The 17692-nt window shown below is 57.4% G+C and carries 14 protein-coding genes; 7 read left to right on the plus strand and 7 right to left on the minus strand.

From position 1 onward, the window contains the following. The first annotated feature begins 1 nt into the window (after nucleotide 1). The gene (locus ABF990_RS08310) at nucleotides 2-1459 is read left to right on the plus strand and encodes a M81 family metallopeptidase (protein WP_415500514.1); all 1458 of its coding nucleotides are present in this window, start codon (nucleotides 2-4) and stop codon (nucleotides 1457-1459) included. Nucleotides 1460-1497: 38 nt separating this feature from the next. Here ABF990_RS08310 and ABF990_RS08315 read toward each other — a convergent pair whose 3' ends face one another. Next, nucleotides 1498-1932, minus strand: coding sequence for an Lrp/AsnC family transcriptional regulator (locus ABF990_RS08315; protein ID WP_415500515.1), 435 nt, complete (start codon nucleotides 1930-1932; stop codon nucleotides 1498-1500). Between the two features lie 123 nt (nucleotides 1933-2055). Here ABF990_RS08315 and ABF990_RS08320 point away from each other — a divergent pair, with 123 nt between their 5' ends. From ABF990_RS08320 to ABF990_RS08345, 6 genes are all read left to right on the plus strand, one after another. Further along, nucleotides 2056-3156 (plus strand): saccharopine dehydrogenase C-terminal domain-containing protein, encoded by a 1101-nt coding sequence (locus ABF990_RS08320; protein WP_415500516.1) that lies wholly within the window; start codon nucleotides 2056-2058, stop codon nucleotides 3154-3156. Between the two features lie 119 nt (nucleotides 3157-3275). After that, the gene (locus tag ABF990_RS08325) at nucleotides 3276-4508 is read left to right on the plus strand and encodes a pyridoxal phosphate-dependent aminotransferase (RefSeq protein ID WP_415500517.1); all 1233 of its coding nucleotides are present in this window, start codon (nucleotides 3276-3278) and stop codon (nucleotides 4506-4508) included. A gap of 129 nt (nucleotides 4509-4637) precedes the next feature. Then, complete coding sequence (locus tag ABF990_RS08330) at nucleotides 4638-5417, plus strand: SDR family oxidoreductase (RefSeq protein ID WP_415500519.1); 780 nt, start codon at nucleotides 4638-4640, stop codon at nucleotides 5415-5417. 150 nt (nucleotides 5418-5567) lie between these two features. Beyond that, the gene (locus tag ABF990_RS08335) at nucleotides 5568-6539 is read left to right on the plus strand and encodes a D-2-hydroxyacid dehydrogenase (protein WP_415500520.1); all 972 of its coding nucleotides are present in this window, start codon (nucleotides 5568-5570) and stop codon (nucleotides 6537-6539) included. A gap of 148 nt (nucleotides 6540-6687) precedes the next feature. Beyond that, nucleotides 6688-7986: an NAD(P)/FAD-dependent oxidoreductase gene (locus ABF990_RS08340; protein WP_415500521.1), complete on the plus strand. Its 1299-nt coding sequence runs from the start codon at nucleotides 6688-6690 to the stop codon at nucleotides 7984-7986. A 154-nt stretch (nucleotides 7987-8140) separates the two neighbouring features. Next, nucleotides 8141-9106 carry a LysR substrate-binding domain-containing protein gene (locus ABF990_RS08345; RefSeq protein WP_415500522.1) on the plus strand — a complete coding sequence of 322 codons (966 nt, stop codon included), beginning with the start codon at nucleotides 8141-8143 and terminating at the stop codon, nucleotides 9104-9106. Nucleotides 9107-9430: 324 nt separating this feature from the next. Here the strand turns inward: ABF990_RS08345 and ABF990_RS08350 are convergent, their stop codons facing one another. The 6 genes from ABF990_RS08350 to ABF990_RS08375 all read right to left on the minus strand — a co-directional run bounded on the left by ABF990_RS08350 (nucleotide 9431) and on the right by ABF990_RS08375 (nucleotide 17678). Further along, complete coding sequence (locus ABF990_RS08350) at nucleotides 9431-10684, minus strand: amidase (RefSeq protein WP_415500523.1); 1254 nt, start codon at nucleotides 10682-10684, stop codon at nucleotides 9431-9433. Beyond that, a complete protein-coding gene (locus tag ABF990_RS08355) occupies nucleotides 10681-12117 on the minus strand; it encodes an amidase (RefSeq protein WP_415500524.1) in 1437 nt (478 codons plus the stop codon). The genes ABF990_RS08350 and ABF990_RS08355 overlap by 4 nt, the downstream gene beginning before the upstream one ends. Next, nucleotides 12114-13643, minus strand: a complete 1530-nt coding sequence (locus tag ABF990_RS08360) for a 4-hydroxyphenylacetate 3-hydroxylase N-terminal domain-containing protein (protein WP_415506543.1) — start codon at nucleotides 13641-13643, stop codon at nucleotides 12114-12116. Before ABF990_RS08360 ends, ABF990_RS08355 begins: the two co-directional genes overlap by 4 nt. A 12-nt stretch (nucleotides 13644-13655) precedes the next feature. Further along, entirely contained in the window at nucleotides 13656-15092 is a 1437-nt protein-coding gene (locus ABF990_RS08365) for a purine-cytosine permease family protein (protein ID WP_415500525.1), read from the minus strand. Nucleotides 15093-15296: 204 nt separating this feature from the next. After that, nucleotides 15297-16355, minus strand: coding sequence for an AbrB family transcriptional regulator (locus tag ABF990_RS08370; protein ID WP_415500526.1), 1059 nt, complete (start codon nucleotides 16353-16355; stop codon nucleotides 15297-15299). Between the two features lie 288 nt (nucleotides 16356-16643). Beyond that, entirely contained in the window at nucleotides 16644-17678 is a 1035-nt protein-coding gene (locus ABF990_RS08375) for a leucyl aminopeptidase (RefSeq protein ID WP_415500527.1), read from the minus strand. Between the last annotated feature and the right edge of the window lie 14 nt (nucleotides 17679-17692).

The raw sequence follows: 17692 nt of genomic DNA on the forward strand, positions 1-17692 counted from the left end.
CATGAAACTCTTTATCGCGACATTGCTGACGGAAACCAACACGTTTTCCCCCATTCCGACAGGGCTTTCCAGCTTTACGGATAACCCTGCGTGGTCGCGTGGGCGTGGCAGCCAGAGCCAGCCCAACCTTGCCAACATACCCCTTATCCGCTGGCGGAAGCAGGCGGAGCTGCTGGGTATGGAGGTCGTGGAAAGCCTGTGCGCCTTTGCTCCCCCGGCAGGGACGACCACGCGGGTGGCGTATGAGACGCTGCGCGACTTCATTCTGGACGACCTGCGCGCGGAGCAGGGGGTCGACATGGTGCTTTTATTCCTGCATGGCGCCATGGTGGCTGAAGGGTATGAGGACTGCGAAGGCGATATTCTGGCCCATGTCCGCCAGATATTGGGGCCGGACGTCGCTCTGGGGTGCGAACTTGACCTGCACGCCCATTTTACGCCCCTGATGATGGACAGCGCGGATATTCTTGTCAGCTACAAGGAATATCCGCACACCGATGTCGACGCCACGGCGGCGGAGGTGTTCGACCTGTCCCTGCGTGCCGCCCGGGGCGAGGTCAGGCCCTGCCGCGCGGTGTTCGACTGCGGGCTGCTGGGCGTCTGGCGCACGCCTGTAGAGCCCGTGCGCGGCCTTGTCCAGGCCATGCGGGACATGGAGCGGCGGCCGGGCGTTCTGTCTGTGTCCTTCATCCATGGTTTTCCCTGGGCGGATGTCGAGCATGTGGGCGCGCATGTGCTTGTCATTACCGATGCCGACATGGCGTTGGCGCGGCGGACTGCTCGCGACGTGGGCGAGCGCGTTCGCGCGTTGGAAAGTCCGGAAGGGGGCGGATATGCCGCCCTGGCCGACGCCCTTGCCCTGCGGCAGCAGGAGCCGCAAAAAACAATGGTCATTGCCGATGTTTCGGATAATGCGGGTGGCGGGGCTCCTTCGGACAGTACTTATATGCTGGAGCATCTGCTCGAGGCCGGGGTGGAGCGTGCGGTTCTGGGCTGCCTGTGGGACCCTGTGGCGGTGGATATGTGTTTTCTGGCGGGTGCGGGGGCGTTGTTGCCGATGCGTCTGGGCGGAAAGAGCGGTGTGTGTTCTCATTATCCGCTGGATGTGACAGCCAGGGTGCTGTCGCTCTCTCCCGAGCTTGTCCAGCACGGTTACAGTGGAGACCGCACGGTAATGGGGCGTGCCGCGCGGATCGCGGTGGACGGGGTGGAGGTTGTTCTGGTTTCAGTCAGGCGGCAGACCTATACCCGTCAGGCGTTTCTGGATATGGGGTGCCAGCTCGAAGGCTGTCTGGTCGTCGTGAAATCGGCGCAGCATTTTTACAAGGATTTTTCGGCGCTGACCGGCAGGATTCTGTATGTTCCGGTACCCGGCGCGGCAAATCCCGATTTTGCCAGACTGAGCCTGTCAACAAGCCGGCGCAAAAGCCTGAATATTGCGCTGGGGCAGCGCCTCTAGCGCTTGTGCGCGAGGAATATTTCAGCCTGTGAAAGGCTTCAGCCTTTTCTGTTCAGCCGGGTGGAAAGGAGGATGGAGGATGTCGTGCGCCGCACGCCCTCCAGTTGTCCGATCCGGTCAATGACATCGTTGATTTTCTCGGTCGACGGGCCGGCAATGACCGCGATCAGGTCTATTTCACCGCTGACGGCATGCAATTCACGAATTTCTCCGATCTGCTGCAAGGCAGTCTCGACCATCCGTGACAGGCGCGGCACCACCGTGATCATGACATGGGCTTTGACCACCTCATCCGCCTCGGGAATGGTCTGTATGGTGTAGCCAAGGATGACACCGGCCTGTTCAAGCCGTTCGATCCGGCTCTGGACTGTCGTTCTCGACATGCCAACCCGTTGCGCCAGAGCAACGGTGCTGATGCGGGCGTTCTTGCGCAGGAGGGCGATCAGGGTCTGGTCAACAGTGTCAGGAGTCATACTGACAATACTACCATGCAAAATGCCGAAAGAAAGGGGCTCCGGCGCGGCAGAGTGCCAATTGATTCCGGAAGCGTTTCCTTGTCCCATGTCCCTGCGGGCACTGATGCTGGAAAGGTTCCGATGAAAAAAATACTCGTGACAGGCGCAGGCAAGATCGGCGCGACCATTGCCGCCTTTCTGTCTGGAACGGACGACTATGCTGTGACGCTGGTCGATCACGATCAGGACAGGCTGGATCGGGCTGACGCTGCGGGCGTTGCCCGGCACTGTGCCGATCTCGGCACCGAAGGCGCTCTCGATAAGATCATGCAGGGCCAGTATGCTGTTCTGTCCGCGGCCCCTTATGCGTTGACGACACGGATCGCCACCGCCGCGGCAAAGGCCGGGGTGCATTATCTGGACCTGACGGAGGATGTCGCCAGCACCCGCTCCGTGCGTGCACTGGCAGCTACCGCCGGAACAGCCTTTATCCCGCAATGCGGGCTTGCGCCGGGCTTTGTGTCCATTGTCGCCCATGACATCGCCCAGAAATTCGACAGGCTGGACACCATCCACCTGCGTGTGGGCGCCCTGCCGGAATTTCCGTCCAATGCATTGGGATATAACCTGACCTGGAGCACGGACGGCGTCATCAACGAATATATCGAACCATGTGAAGCCATTGTCGACGGGCATAAGCGTCTTGTGCCTGCGCTGGAGGAATGCGAAACGCTGGGGGTTGATGGCGTGACGTATGAGGCCTTCAATACCTCCGGCGGGTTGGGTTCCCTGTGCGAGACATATGACGGCGCCGTCCGGGAACTGAACTACCGCACCATACGCTACCCGGGTCATGCCCAGATCATGAAAATTCTTTTGCAGGATCTCAGGCTGTCGGAACGCAGGGCGGTTCTGAAAGATATCATGGAACATGCCGTGCCATTGACCGATCAGGACATGGTGCTGATTTTCGTGTCCGTGACCGGCTGGAAGAACGGGCAGCTGACACAGGAAAGTTTCGTGCGGCGCGTCTATGCCGCAAGTGTGCAGGGCCAGCCCCGCACCGCCATCCAGATTACCACGGCAGGTGCGATCTGCGCGGTTCTGGACCTGCTGGCGCAGGGACGTATACCGCAGCACGGTCTGCTCAGGCAGGAAGATATTCCGCTTGCGCTGTTCCTGGAAAATCGTTTCGGCGCATTTTATCAGGGCGGCCGGACCGGGCATCTCAAGGCGGCCTGACTGACACGTTGGCCGCGCAGGCCGGGTCGGCAGAGTGGTATTGTCAAAATTGAATGGAAAATTTCGTGTCTGACATGTCCATTATTTATCGGTCAGTTTTTGCAAATAAAGAATGTGGTATGTCACGTATGGAACAGTGGCCGGAATTTTTTACGGCGGAAAAACTCGCAGGGATCGGCGTTTCGGAAATTATCAGGATCGGCGCGCAGGCCCGGGCGCTGGCGGCACAGGGGCATGACATGATCATGCTCAATACCGGCGAACCTGATTTTCCCTCTCCCGATAATGTCAGGCTGGCCGGGATTGGCGCGATCCTTGCCAACCAGACCCGATATACCGCACTGGATGGTACGCCAGCGCTCAAGGCGGCGATCAGGCGTAAATTCCTGCGCGAAAACGGACTGACATTCTCCGATGCCGAGATCAGCGTGGGGGCCGGTGCCAAGCAGGTTCTCTTCAATATCCTCATGGCCACCCTCAATCCGGGCGATGAGGTGATCGTGCCGCTTCCGTGCTGGACCAGTTACCTGGACATGGTCAGGCTGGCAGGGGGCGTGCCTGTCAGCGTTTCCTGTCCGGAAGAGGCGGGGTTCCGGCTTGCAGCTACTGCCCTGCGCGACGTGGTGACAGAAAGAACACGCTGGCTTCTGCTGAATTCCCCATCCAATCCGACAGGTGCGATCTACAGTCGTGAGCATCTTCAGGCCCTTGGTACAGTCCTGCGTGATGTGCCTCATGTTGGCGTGATATCCGACGATATTTACGAGCATGTACGTTACAATAATGGACAGTTCGCAACCATGGCGGCTGTATGCCCCGACCTGCGCCCCCGTATTGTGATCGTGAATGGCGTGTCAAAAGCCTATTCCATGACAGGCTGGCGTATAGGCTATGCGGCCGCCCCGGCCGGGATGATTGCGGCAATGGCCGTTGTGCAGAGCCAGTGTTCATCCAACCCATGTTCCATCAGCCAGGTCGCGGCGATTGAGGCGCTCGATGGACCGCAGGACAGTGTAGCAGAGCATTGCAGGCACTTCCGGCAACGTCGTGACATGATCGTCGATCTTCTCAATGCGGTTCCGGATGTGCGATGTGCCTGCCCTGATGGCGCGTTTTACGCGTTTGCCGATGTCAGAACGCTTCTGGCGCGGCAGGTGGTGCGGGAACGGGGCATAACCGACGACATGGCGTTGTGCCAGTATTTTCTGAACGAATGCCACGTTGCCGTTGTGCCGGGATCCTGCTTCGGTGCTGAAGGGTATATGCGGCTGTCCTATGCCTCATCGGAGGACATGATCGCCAGGGCGCTCGCACGCATGACGACAGGCGTGCGGCGGCTTCTTGCACCCTGACCGGAATGCCGGGGCCTGATGTATCGCGGGGGAGGCTTTGCAGGGCCCGTTATAGGGTGAATGATTGCAGGGATTAACAGCAAAGGCAGATCATGTTGCCTTTCAGGTCATACAGGGGAGATATCATTCATGGATCTGCAACTTGCCGGACGTCGGGCTATTGTCTGTGGCGCCAGTCGGGGTATGGGGCGGGCCATTGCCATGCAACTGGCCGCGGAAGGCGTGAACGTCACACTGGTTGCCAGAGATGCGGGCAGTCTTGCCCGAACAGCATCGGCCATCACGGCGGCCTCGGGCGTGGAAGCCCGGTTCGTAGCGGCGGACCTTACCGACGACGCGGCCCGGACCCGGGTGTTCGAGGCGTGTCCCGAACCCGATATTCTGGTCAATAATGGCGCAGGAATGCCCCCCGGAGATTTCAGGGACTGGGACCGGTCGTGCTGGCTGGCCGCCCTTGACATGATGATGCTGGCCCCGATCGACATGATCCGCCGCGCGGTTGACGGCATGACGACACGCGGCTTCGGTCGTATTGTCAACCTTGTCTCGCGCAGCGTCAAAAGTCCGCAGGCGGAAATGGGACTTTCCAATGGCGCGCGTTCGGGGCTTGTGGCGTTTTCGTCAGGTCTGGCCCGTCAGGTCGTGGGACATAACGTGACCATCAACAACGTTCTGCCGGGTATTATCGATTCAGACGCGCAGCACGCCCATGTACGGGAACTCGCGCATCAGACAGGCCGAAGTTACGATACCCTGTGGCAGGAAAGGGCATTAGCCAATCCCGCCAGAAGATTCGGAAAAGTGGAGGAAGTTGCAGCGACCGTTTCTTTCCTCTGTTCGGAGCAGGCGGGGTTCATTACGGCCCAGAGCCTCCTTGTTGACGGCGGGGATTATCGTGGTGTGTTCTAGCCCGATTCGATCTATTCTATGTTGGAATGGTTACCGGACGGCTTTTCCCCCTACTGCGGCGATGGAGCGTGCATGATGGATATGAAAGGAACAGATCCTGTCATGGAAAGGATTTTTCCTTTTTTATCTCATGCATGATGGAAAGAAAACATGACATCCCCCTGGAGTGGTAATCAACCCCGTGTTTGTGTCGCGCATGCCCATTATGACCTTAAGGGCGAACTGGAGCGCAGGCCCAATCCACCCCCCTGCGTGCAGGTGCAGACACTTGCCGAACTTGAAAAAGTTGCCGCAGACGCGGAAATACTTGTTGTTTCCATGCTCTGGAAGGATCGTATTCTGGACTGGACACCCAGGCTGAAACTCGTGCAGTCCGTCAGCGCCGGGGTGGATCATTATGGACATGACCTGTTTCGTGAGCGGGGCGTGCATTTATGCAGCGCGCAGGGGGTGAACGCCAAGGCCGTTTCGGATCATGCGCTGGGCCTGCTGCTGACTCTCTCGCGCCGTCTGTACGAGGCGCGGGACGACCAGGCAAAGTCTTACTGGCGGCCCACAAGCAGCGACCCCGCAACCAGGTTGCAGGAACTCAGCGGGAAAACCGCGCTGGTGGTCGGGTATGGGGGCATAGGCGCACGGGTGGCGCGGCTGTGCAGGGCGTTCGATATGAATGTTCTGGTCATGCGGCGCACGGTTTGTGCCGACCCATCTCCGGGAATTCGCATGATCGGCAGAGACGACCTGCTTGCAGCCCTGCCCGAGGTCGATGTGGTCATCCTGACCTGCCCGCTCACGCCTGAGACGTTCGGTCTGATGGGGGCGCAGGCGTTTGCGGCGCTGCGGCCAGGTGCTGTGCTGATCAATGTCGCGCGCGGCAAGGTGGTTGATGAGGCCGCCATGATTGAGGCGTTACAGACGGGCCGACTGGCGGCTGCAGCGCTGGACACGTTCGTGGAGGAACCATTGCCCGTGTCCTCCCCGCTCTGGAGCATGGAAAATGTCGTGATAACTCCGCATGCGGCGGGGGAGACACAGTTTTACGAACGCAATGTGGTTGATATTCTGCTGCACAATATCCATGCGCTGGAACAGGGTAGCGGGTTGAAAAACCAGATCGTCTAGCCACGGGGCCATAGCAGACGCCGCATGGCGGGAACGCCCCCTGAAGGAAAGGAACCGGATCGATGCTGACATGCGGGCTTACGATTTTTCAGGGTGGCGGCCAGATGCTGGGGCAGAGCGGGGCCAGATGTGTGGAACTGAAGAAGGCATGATGATGGGTGAGGCAAAAACAGGCCGTTCAGGCTCGCATGTTGTGGTTGTTGGCGCAGGGATCGTGGGTGTCACGGTGGCGCTGGAACTGCGACGGCGTGGTTACGAGGTCAGTGTTCTGACCTCGGCTGAGGCCGGCAGTGTCGATGCCGCAAGCTACGGCAATGCCGGCTGGCTTAATCCCGGTTCGGTCGTGCCGCATTCCATGCCGGGGATGTGGAAAAAGCTGCCTGGTTACCTGCTGGATACATCTGGTCCGCTGCGGATCAGGATCGCCGCTCTGCCCGGGGCCTGGTCGTGGCTGCTGAAATTTGTTGCCTGTGGAGCAACGAAAGCACGCGTGCAGCGGATTGCCGCGGCATTACGTCCTTTTCTGAACGATTCTGTGGCCCGGCACATCGCTTTGGCAACAGCGGCGGGTGTTGCGGAACTGATCGAGGGTAAGGGGCTGCTCGTCGTATATCCGGACGAGCAGGCTTTCGCGGCAGACGCGTTGGGCTGGCAGTTGCGGCGCGCGAACGGTGTGTGCTGGACGACACTGGACCGGGCAGGGCTGTTGGCTCTGTGCCCCGGCCTGAGCGAGGATTACCGGTATGGCGCTTTGATCGAGGGCGGCGGGCATTGCACCGACCCCGGCGCTTACGTGACAGCGCTGGCACAATACGCACAGCGCCGTGGTGTGCGTTTTCTGACCACCCGTGTGGACGGCTTTGCCGCGGCAAGCGGAGTATTGCGCGGGGTCAGCCATGCAGGAGGCGTCATTCCCTGTGAAAAAGCTGTTGTGGCGGCAGGTATCGCGACAAGGGAACTGGCTCTTGCATTGGGCGACAGGATTCCGCTTTTCAGCGAACGGGGCTATCATGTGCAGGTTCCCGCAATGGCCGGGGCGCCGTCCGTACCGGTTATGATGTCGGACCGGAAATTCGGCATTACACCCATGCGTGCGGGTTTGCGCGCCGCCGGGCAGGTGGAGTTTGCCCCCCGGGGCGCATCGCCCGACTGGAGAAGGGCGCGCGTTCTTCTGGATTGTCTGGCCAAGGGTCTGCCGAATATGACCGCCCGTAACAGGAATGCGGTGCAACGCTGGTGGGGAAACCGGCCATCCACGCCGGATTGCCTGCCTGTTATCGGGTTTTCTCCATCTGTATCTGGGGTGCTTTACGCCAGCGGACATGGCCATCTGGGTCTGGCCAGCGCCCCCTGGACGGCGGAGCTTGTCGGGCGGATGGCCGATGGTGAACACGTGGCGGAGGCGGCTCCTTATGATCCGGCCCGTTTCAGACATTTCAGGATCTGACGGTGTGTCAGGTGAGAAAAGACATGTCTTGCAGGGTGAGCATGGAAGCCGGAAACTCAATGCTCTGGCAAGAATTTTCGATGTCTTTCCAAGAGGGAGTCCGGTCCGGTACATCCGGTAAGGTCTTGTCGGAATATGTTATGGAGAGGAGGATATGATGCTGCTACCCCGCCGTCTGATACCGTCCATACCAGAACTGCTTGCGTTCGAAGCCGTTGCCCGGCATCAGAATTTCAGCGCCGCGGCTGAGGAGCTGTGTCTGACGCAGGGTGCGATCAGCAAACAGGTGCGCAACATGGAAATAACTCTTGGTGTTTCCCTGTTCGACCGCCGCCGCAAGCGTCTTGTCCTGACACGGCAGGCTCAGTCCATCCTGCCCTCGGTCGCGTCCATTCTGGAACAGATAGCCGGAACGACGTATCGTGTTCTTTCCTACGGAAGCGGAGAAAATACGATAAACCTGCATATGTTTTCAAGTTTTTCATCGCGGTGGCTGGTGCCGCGCCTGCCCCGTCTTTTCAAGGCGCATCCAAAATTACGGATCAATGTCAAAACTGTTTTCGAATCCTTCAATTTTGAAGGCACAGGCTGCGATGTCGCCGTGCATTACGGTGCGCCGGTCTGGCCGGGCGGTTATTTGCATCATCTGTTCGACGAGACACTGATCGCTGTATGCAGTCCGGGCTACAAAGCGGAAACGCGGCTCCAGAGTGCGCATGACCTGCACCGTGCGCAACTGATACAGCTTACGACGCGTCCTGCTTTGTGGGAATACTGGTTCGAACAGATGGAGGTGAACATGGCCTCTTCGTTCAAAGGGCACGTCTTTGACCAGTTCAACGCCGCGGTCGAAGCTGCTGTCGCGGGCGTAGGGGTTGCACTTGTGCCGGCCATTTTTGTGGAACGTGAACTGGAGGATGGTTCGCTCTGTATTGCTGTTCCGGGAAAAATACGCTCACGTGGTTCGTATTACGTTGTAACGCCGGTCGAAAAATCACACGATCCAGTCGTGAACATGTTTATCAGGTGGATATGCTCGGAGTGTTCCGATTACAGCGATGCTCTCATCCCCGCTCCTCCGGCAACGTGTTTCAACGACTACGAAACCTTGAGAAGCTGAGGATGAAGGGTATTTCATTTTGTCGACCACACAGGAATGAAGCACACGGGGTAGACCTGTCTGGCTGATATGCGTCATGTACCTTTGGGTGCGGGCATGGCGGAAGGTACCCGATCGGACACGGAAGCCGCGTGCCTTCAGTGCCCGGCAGGCGTGGGGAAGCAGGCCCGGTTTGCCTGACTGTGTCGCTCGCTCGTCAAACAGCGACAAGCTTTTTGTATGCCGCGCATAGCGAGTAAATGCCTGCTCTCATGAGCAGGTGTTGGTCGTGTAGAACGTGATGTCTGTGCTGTGACTGAAACGAACTGAAAGAAGCGCCTTGGTTCATATCATGTCTGTACCAAGACAGTTTTCAATGAATCTGGCAGTCGCAATAAGTCTGGCATCCGAGCCCATGGCGCCAATACATTGGAGGCCGAGCGGGAGTCCATTGCAGCCCTTGGCAATGGGGAGCGTTATGCATGGCACTCCCAGTGCCGTCCACGCACGGTTGAAGATCGGGTCACCGGTGGCAAATCCTGTTGGTGCTTCACCGGATGCTGGCAGGCTGAGTATGGCATCCAGTCCTTCCAATACGGGTTGCCAGCGAGCTCGTTCCTCGAAAATCACACGCCAGGCCCTGTCATAAGCTGTTGCGTTCAGCCCGGGTTGGAGTTGGATACGTTCCCGGGTCTGGGGCTTCAGCCGCTCGGTTCCGGCAAGGCGTTCGTATGCCAGCGCACGTGGCACTTCCCACGCCATGACTGTCGTATGCGCGTCAAGCAGGGCCTCATGGCTGCCTGGGTCGTCTATCAGGGTAACATGCGCTCCCGTTTCGGCCAGACGGCGTGCCGCTGTCTCGACGGCTTCTCGCGCTTCGTTCTGGGCCAATGCCCAGCCAGGTGGGCGAAACAGTCCGATCCGGGGGGTGACAGGTGGAAATCCAGCGAGCATGTCACGTCCGTTCAATACCGTGGCAAGGCGCGCCAGCGGGTCTACAGTCCGGGCAAAAAGACCAAGGGTATCAAGGTTTTCGCACAGTGTTTTCACGCCGCTGCGGTCAATATAGCCATAGCTCGGCTTGTAGCCGACAATGCCGCAAAATGCGGCCGGACGGATGGTGGATCCCGATGTCTGGGTACCGAGTGCGATATCGGCCATGCCACAGGCCACGGCTGCCGCCGAACCGCTTGAAGAACCCCCCGGCGTGCGGGAGGCATCGAGCGGATGCCGGGTAGCCCCCGGTGCGATAAAGGCGAATTCGGTCGAAACTGTTTTGCCCAGAACGAGGGCGCCGGCAGCGCGGGCAAGGGCGACGCAACTGGCGTCGCCCGCCGGTTGGAACCCGTCATACAGGGCAGAACCATAGGCCGTGGGCATATCCACTGTATCGATCACGTCCTTGACAGCCAATGTCAGGCCATACAGCAGGCCTGACGCAGCAGTATCAAGCCGTGTTGCCTGTCGGGCGGCATGATCCAAATCCAGATGCACCCAGGCCTGCACGGTACCATTGTAAGTGCTGACTGCATGGGTGGCGCGGGTCAGCGCCATTCTGGCCTGATCGGGGCTCCCTGTCGTCGACTGTGCCGTGGTCATGCCGCGTTCTCCATTCCGTAACAGCGATAATGCCAGGGCCGTGAACGTTCCAACTGGCCCGCCAATGCCATAAGGGTCATGTCAGCTCCAAGGGCAGCGCCGAAATGTACTCCGACGGGGCGGTTGTCAGATGCAATATGGAACGGCACGCTCATGGCCGGGCAACCGGTCAGGTTATAGAGTCCCGTAAAGGGACCGTGGCCCCAGAAACGATCATAAAACGCCATGCAATCGTTATCTATGCAGGCCAGTTCGCCTAACGGTGGCGGCGGTGTTGCAGCTGTGGGTGTCAGAAGCACGTCATAACGCGTAAAGGTCTGGCCCAATTGGCGCCCGGTAATGCGTGCAATATCAAAAGCAGCATAGAAATCCCTGGCACTCAGCGTGGACGCCCACGCCATCCATGCGGCGTTAACAGGTTCCAGTCGCGATCCAGGTACCACGCCCAGTTGCGCTTCCCGCCGGCGGATGCTGTGCAGGGCCGCCGTGCTGACAATAACGAGCCACGAATCCTTTATGGCCTGCGCATCTCCGCTGAAAGAGGCTTCCTCGACATGATGGCCAAGGTCTTCGCATAAGCGCGCCGCGTCCATAACTGCGCGTTCACAGGCTGGGTCGACCGCGTCATTGAACGGTGTGCGAACTGAAAAGCCGATACGCAATGGCTTTTCCGGGTCCCGTTGGCTGGCTGTCGCGAACGAACCGTTCATGAGCGGGCTGGCATAAGGATCACCGATTTCAGCGCCGCAAGACACGTCCAGCAGGCATGCACTATCCAGTACGGTACGGCTGAGCGCATGTACGCCTGAAACACCCGCAAGTCCTTCCCCCTGCACCGGGCCGAAAGGCATAAGGCCCCGGCTGGGTTTGTAGCCAAACAGATGGCAGTGTGATGCGGGTAATCTGATGGAGCCTGCACCATCGGAGCCATGAGCCACCGGCACGATACCCGCTGCGACCGCTGCTGCCGATCCGCCAGAAGACCCACCTGGCGAATAGGACAGATTCCACGGATTGCGCGTAGCACCCTGGGCGAGCGGTTCTGTCGTGAAGCTGAGACCGAACTCGGGCGTATTGGTTTTGCCGAAGATCATAAGACCAGCCGCGCGGTAACGCGACACCAGGGTCGTGTCGGCGGGAGAGCAAAACCCAGCCATCAGACGGCTGCCGCTTGTCATGGGGGCGCCACGCACGCCTGCGCCCGTATCCTTTACAAGAAAGGGTACACCTGCAAAAGGCGCATCCAGCGGCACGTGAGGCAGGCTGCTGCGCGCATCATCATCCAGCCAGTGCGCAATGGCGTTGAGCGTGGGGTCCAGGTCACGTGCACGTCTTAAAGCACAATTGAGTACCTCTTCCGGGGTAACCTGACGCGCCCTGACGAGCGCGGCAAGTTCAACCGCGCTATACGCGGCATATTCATGTGGGGTCATGCGGTCTTCCGAGGCATGCCGGAGAGATCACGGACAAGATCGGCCAGATCGTGCCTGTCGTATTCGCGGAACAGGCGTTCTCGCAGGCGTGGTGCAGGGCTGGAATTAACATTCTCGAACAATGCGACGCGCCCGGCAAGAGACGAACTGGTCAGGTCCCAGATAAAGTTCATAAGCTGTTCCTTGACCGCGCCGCTGACACCGTGACCAGGCAGCAATTCAGCCAGACGTTCTGCAATTTCCGGGTTCTCAAAAGCTCTCTTTCCAAAGCGCATGACCAGGCCCTGGCCGCACATTTCCTGCAGGACATGGATGATGCGCGGATAATGCTGGATGGAATACAACCGGCCTGTCGTAAGAATACACACATCAGGCTGCATGACCTCGCCTTGTGTGGGCGTTGCCTTGGCTTCGGCCGCGATAATGAAGGCACGCAAGGTCTGGGCGTATTCTATCAACTCCCCCAGCATGGCTTGCACTGCAGGAATACGCCCTGTGCCGAGCACGTCCAGCACCAGTTCTCCGCACCCCACGAAAATCTCGGCTTTCACGGCTAGGCGGGTCAGGACATGCCAGTGCGCCCAGGCACAGATATGTCCATAAAAACCAATCGGCTCCGGATCGCCGAGATTGAAAATTCTATCACGCGGGACAAAGACATTATCGAAAACAATGAGCTGATCGGCTTCTTCGCCCAAATGGGCGATCGGATGATCGAAGGGATCAGCTCCCGGATGGGACACCATCTCGCGCGAGATCATCCGTATACCGTCAGATGCGGCTGGTACGGCTCCCCATACACAGGCTTCGGGCGGCGTGCCAGGATAGGCAAGATTGGAGAAAAACACTTCGTTTGCCTGTGCGGCGACCGAACCGACTGATTTCGCGCCGGAAATATAAACTCCGTTTTTTGTAATTGATGTCACGCGTAGAAGAGAAGCGGCGGCGGCATAACCGGAGGACCGGTCATTTTGCGGGCCGGTCAGGCTTTCGGCAGCGGTCAGGTTCGTGCGGCGACCGAATTCCACATAGCGTTCGACGTTTTCGGCAAAATCCGGCGTACAGCCGTCCAATGTAGACCGATAACTGCGAAACATGGGGAGATAGGCATACAATCCGACAGCGATTGTCGGTGCCAGATCCGGCGGACGCCCAAACGTGCCCACCGTCTTGCGGGAAGTATATTCGATCATCTTACGCCGCTCGGCCAGATCCTCCCGGGTGCGCGGGATCTGCCATGCAAGCGAAGATCGAAGTCCACTCTGTGGATCGACATAAGTCGTCTCGTCGCGGTGTGCGGCGCTGAACTGGTCGTCGAACATGCCAGCCATCAGGTCAATACCCGCGGCAAGCCCTGGGTTATCGCTGACACGCTCGAGGCGTTCACCGTTCACCCAGACTTTGCGCCCGTCATCGAGCGAACGCTTGAACTGCTCGCCTGTACGCAATGCCGTGCCCGGCGTGGTTTGCAGATTCTGGCCGAGTGCGTAATCCTCAGCGGGTGCAATAATCTTGTCCAATGCCATAACCTTTCCTTGCTAGATCATGAAAACGCGTGTCGCGTGCGGCACGGTTCTTGGTGTATTCACGGTGTCGGGGCGTCCAAAGGCGAGGTAGATCAAGCTTGCGGAAATACCGGAGACAACAAAGCCACAATCCACACCGCCCATCCACGCCGCGGCAAATCCCGTAAAAAAATCGTTGGCACAAAAAGGCAGACCGACCAGGACCGAAATACACCACGCGCTGACCGCCGCCAGGCTTACGCCATTATGGTAGCGATAGACGCGTGACGCGCCGTGCGGATCGCACATGGGCCCAATATCGAACTGCCCCTTTACCTTGAAATATCCAACCACATTGATGCCGACCCACGGCGTGACGATAAGGTTGACGATAGCACTAAGTGCCATCAGCCCATCCGCCATGCGTAGCATCACAAGCCCGACATATCCGAGCAGTAAACCGGTTCCACCGAACAGGATCGCGACAGATGAGCGCCGCTGGCGGTAAAGCAGTGCATGCAGATTGAGCACGCCATTGTAAACGACCATAGCGCCGTTACAGCTATTTGCGGCCAGTGCGCCAATCGAGACCGGCAACAAAAGCATGGGAGAAAGACAGGCCAGCATTTCTCCCGTAAGGTTAACCGGGTGGGGGACGCGTAAGGCCATGAACAGACCAAAGCCGCATGCCGTCACACAGCCCATAAAAATACCCGAGGCTGCGCCAAGGAATAGCGCTGCTGGCTGGGTTTTGCGTGGTAGATAACGTGCATAATCTCCCGCGAACGGCGCGTAGGAAATGGCATTTCCCAAATGGCAGGAAACTGCCAGCATCCACGCAGTCCAGACATTGCCCCCTGCGTAACCGGCTGTCTCTGGTGTGCCGGCCGGCCACATCCACACTGAACCGGCAAGCACAAGAATAGAAATAAGGCCGCAGCATGAAACCAGTTTTTCATAGGCAACGATGGTGGCATGTCCCAAAAGGGCGACTCCAATAACCAGCAGGCCGCACAGGACGATGCACATGCCCAGTGGCACTACAGATGACGGAATGCCAAGTGCATTGAAGACACTTTGTAACTGTGGTGCGCCAACCCAGATACCGATCGCAAAATAGCCGATATCGATAACCTGAATGATGACGGAGCCAGTCACCCGTCCTTTCACGCCGAAAAAAGCCATGCTGGTCATCAGGCTGTTGGCGCCGGTGACCGCACTCATCATCGCCATCCCCCCTACACCCAGCGCGCCCAGAAAAGCACCGACAATAATCGCGCTCAATGCCTGAATTGGATCAAGACCAAAGGTAAAGGGGAGTGCACCAAGCAGAAGAGATGCATAGTTCATTTGGGAGCCGAAAAAGACGCTCAGCAGATCGCTTGCCCGGCCATGTCGAGCGCTTTCCGGCAGAGGGGTGGCACCCCATTGTTCGATATAGCCTATTTTGTCGGATACCGGGTTTTCCATGCGACTGACCCCATCATATCGATACCGTAATATCGTAATCATAACATAACAGGATTGTCAAACCATCGCTGCTGCTATGAATGATAAATTATTGGAAAAAACATTTATTTATATAGAATATTTGAAATATCTTATATTTGCCCTGATGAAGGAAGAGTAATCCATAACATCTTTTCTCTGTAATATATTACAGGTTAATGCGTCCTACCACGTCACATTTTTAATGGTCCAGCGCACCAGTGCCGGGCCAATGAAGACCACGCAAAAAATACGTGCGGTCTGTAATGCAAAAACAACTGACATATCGGCATTGTTAGAAAGAGCGAGGCCAACCACACTTTCAAAACTGCCGGGAACAGCGGCAAGAGTCGCGGTGACCAGGTCAAGCCCAAAAAGCCAACTGAGCAGCTTTGCACCTCCCAGACTGAAAATGACCAGCAGGGTATTTGACATGATAATCATGGGCACGATTGTCAGCGCTTTGCGAATCAGGTCTCGTGTAAATCGCAAGCCAATCTGAAAGCCAATTACAACAAATGCTGCCTGGACCAGATAAAACGGTACCAGTAGCCTGCGTCCGAGCATTGTCTCTATTATGGAGATCAGAACAACGGGTATGAGTGTTGTTGCCAGAGGGAAGACGCCAGTACGACCGATCAGGACTGAAATTCCAATAACAGGAACAAGAATTGCCCATTGCGCTGTGGATGAAAACGTCGCCTCCTGAAGCAACTGGAGATGTGCCGGTCCTCCATGTCCGAACACGGATGCCAGGACAGAGACCAGGGCCACGACAAGAAGAACGCGCGTATAAAGGACCAGAGCTACGACGCGTCCGTCAATATCTTCCTCCTCCGCGATGGCCAGCACGGTCGCGGCCATGCCAGGCATGGATCCCCATAAGGCTACTTCCCGGGGAAGGCGGGTCACCTTGGCGAGAACCAGACCGCATACCATGGCCGCGACAAATGTTCCTGCGACAGAAAGAACCATCAGCACCGGGTGAGACCAGATGAAGCGGACCGATTTCTGTGTCAGATAACTGGCGACCAGACAGCCCGTTATAGACTGTGCCAACAGTACAAGTATCTTATTGATATGGAAATGAAAGCCATTCAGCGACGCACCAATGGCGACAATCATAGGCGCCAGGAGGAAAGCTGCCGGCATACCTGCTTTTTCCATTAACCACGCCAGAAGCAAGGATCCCGAGACAAGGGCAGTCCAACGCAATCCAGAGTTGACCAAAAATGCCACTCTCATATTCTGTATTCCTACGGCATAGACACCCGCATGACAGGCCTTGGCCATACAGCTCGCTGTGTACCGAAAGCAGCTTTTGTGGTAAGGGTATTAGCTGTTCTGAGTATGCGGGATGGTAATTCTACTAACCGACATCGATCAGTCGTGCAGACCAATGAAATGCAGTTCAATGAACAACAGTGTCGGGGTATTTCTGAATAAAAATACCCCGGTATAAAAACAGTTCATTTTTGTTAACTGCATCTGTAAGGCAGTGTAACTTCCTTACATTTTGGTTGCCAGCTTGTCTTACGCCTTCATTTCAGGGACAACGATATCGCCATTTGTGACAATGGGTGTGCCATCCAGCCAGAGTGATGCGTTGCGCATGGGTATATCAAGGTGGCATGCCGTATCATTGCTTCCGCCCAATTCTGTATTCGGTCCAAGAGAAAACAGGACATTGCCGTAGAATGACAGTGAGTTGGCCCCAATTTCCTCATCTCTTTGTCGCGTTATGGCGGCATGATACCACTTGGCCTTATCCGACAGCCCCCAACCGATGTGAGAGACGGCATATGCCCGTGGGTCATTGAAGCTTTCCATGTAGCCACGCAACAGTTCTGCATCCAGACCCTTTCCTTCGATTCCGGTCACGTATCCCTCGTCAATCCGCAAGGTAACCGGTTGTTCGAGATATTTTCTGAACGTCAGGACAAAATCTCCCGGCATCAGGACCACAGTGCCTTTTACTGTGCCATCGTTGCCTTGTGTCAGGACCTGTCCCGTCGCAAAATGATCCCAGCGACCTGGGGTGTCGACGTAGCCATACTGGGTCAGGACCGGATAATCGCCCAGAGTGTATTCAATATCGGTCCCGCCCGGGGATGTGATACGCATGACCTTGGCTGATCCCAGTAGCTGTTCGCCATATTCAACGCGATGTCGCAATTGCTTTGTCGGGAACATTTCACGTAGGACATCAAAAGGTTCGCGCACCATCAGAACCCGTGTGCCGCTTGCCGTAATCTGGTTCTGCTCGGCCGAAAACAGCATGCCCATAAGGTCAATGATCAAGTCGGCTGTTTTCAATACATCAACGATTGTCGTATTGCCTTCGATCGCCGTGCGGCCGACCATGGTCTTGGCGGATCGTGCAGTGCGCGGTGGCACGGTCACGCCAAAAGCGTTGGCGCCTAAAGACCGTGCAGCCAGAAGAAAACATCTTGCGTAATCGGCCCGGACTTCGCCTTCCTTGAGAACGATAACGGTTTCATCAGGTTTGACCGCACAGAGCAGAAGTTCCTCGCGGAATAGTTCCACCATTTCAAAATCATTTGTCATGTGAACGTCCTCGT

It is taken from the genome of Acetobacter sp., assembly GCF_047723915.1.
Classification (GTDB): Bacteria; Pseudomonadota; Alphaproteobacteria; order Acetobacterales; family Acetobacteraceae; genus Acetobacter.

Coding starts and splice junctions, on each gene's coding strand:
- ABF990_RS08310 (WP_415500514.1), top strand. CDS start 2: ATGAAACTCTTTATCGCGACATTGCTGACGGAAACCAACACGTTTTCC.
- ABF990_RS08315 (WP_415500515.1), bottom strand. CDS start 1,932: ATGACTCCTGACACTGTTGACCAGACCCTGATCGCCCTCCTGCGCAAG.
- ABF990_RS08320 (WP_415500516.1), top strand. CDS start 2,056: ATGAAAAAAATACTCGTGACAGGCGCAGGCAAGATCGGCGCGACCATT.
- ABF990_RS08325 (WP_415500517.1), top strand. CDS start 3,276: ATGTCACGTATGGAACAGTGGCCGGAATTTTTTACGGCGGAAAAACTC.
- ABF990_RS08330 (WP_415500519.1), top strand. CDS start 4,638: ATGGATCTGCAACTTGCCGGACGTCGGGCTATTGTCTGTGGCGCCAGT.
- ABF990_RS08335 (WP_415500520.1), top strand. CDS start 5,568: ATGACATCCCCCTGGAGTGGTAATCAACCCCGTGTTTGTGTCGCGCAT.
- ABF990_RS08340 (WP_415500521.1), top strand. CDS start 6,688: ATGATGATGGGTGAGGCAAAAACAGGCCGTTCAGGCTCGCATGTTGTG.
- ABF990_RS08345 (WP_415500522.1), top strand. CDS start 8,141: ATGATGCTGCTACCCCGCCGTCTGATACCGTCCATACCAGAACTGCTT.
- ABF990_RS08350 (WP_415500523.1), bottom strand. CDS start 10,684: ATGACCACGGCACAGTCGACGACAGGGAGCCCCGATCAGGCCAGAATG.
- ABF990_RS08355 (WP_415500524.1), bottom strand. CDS start 12,117: ATGACCCCACATGAATATGCCGCGTATAGCGCGGTTGAACTTGCCGCG.
- ABF990_RS08360 (WP_415506543.1), bottom strand. CDS start 13,643: ATGGCATTGGACAAGATTATTGCACCCGCTGAGGATTACGCACTCGGC.
- ABF990_RS08365 (WP_415500525.1), bottom strand. CDS start 15,092: ATGGAAAACCCGGTATCCGACAAAATAGGCTATATCGAACAATGGGGT.
- ABF990_RS08370 (WP_415500526.1), bottom strand. CDS start 16,355: ATGAGAGTGGCATTTTTGGTCAACTCTGGATTGCGTTGGACTGCCCTT.
- ABF990_RS08375 (WP_415500527.1), bottom strand. CDS start 17,678: ATGACAAATGATTTTGAAATGGTGGAACTATTCCGCGAGGAACTTCTG.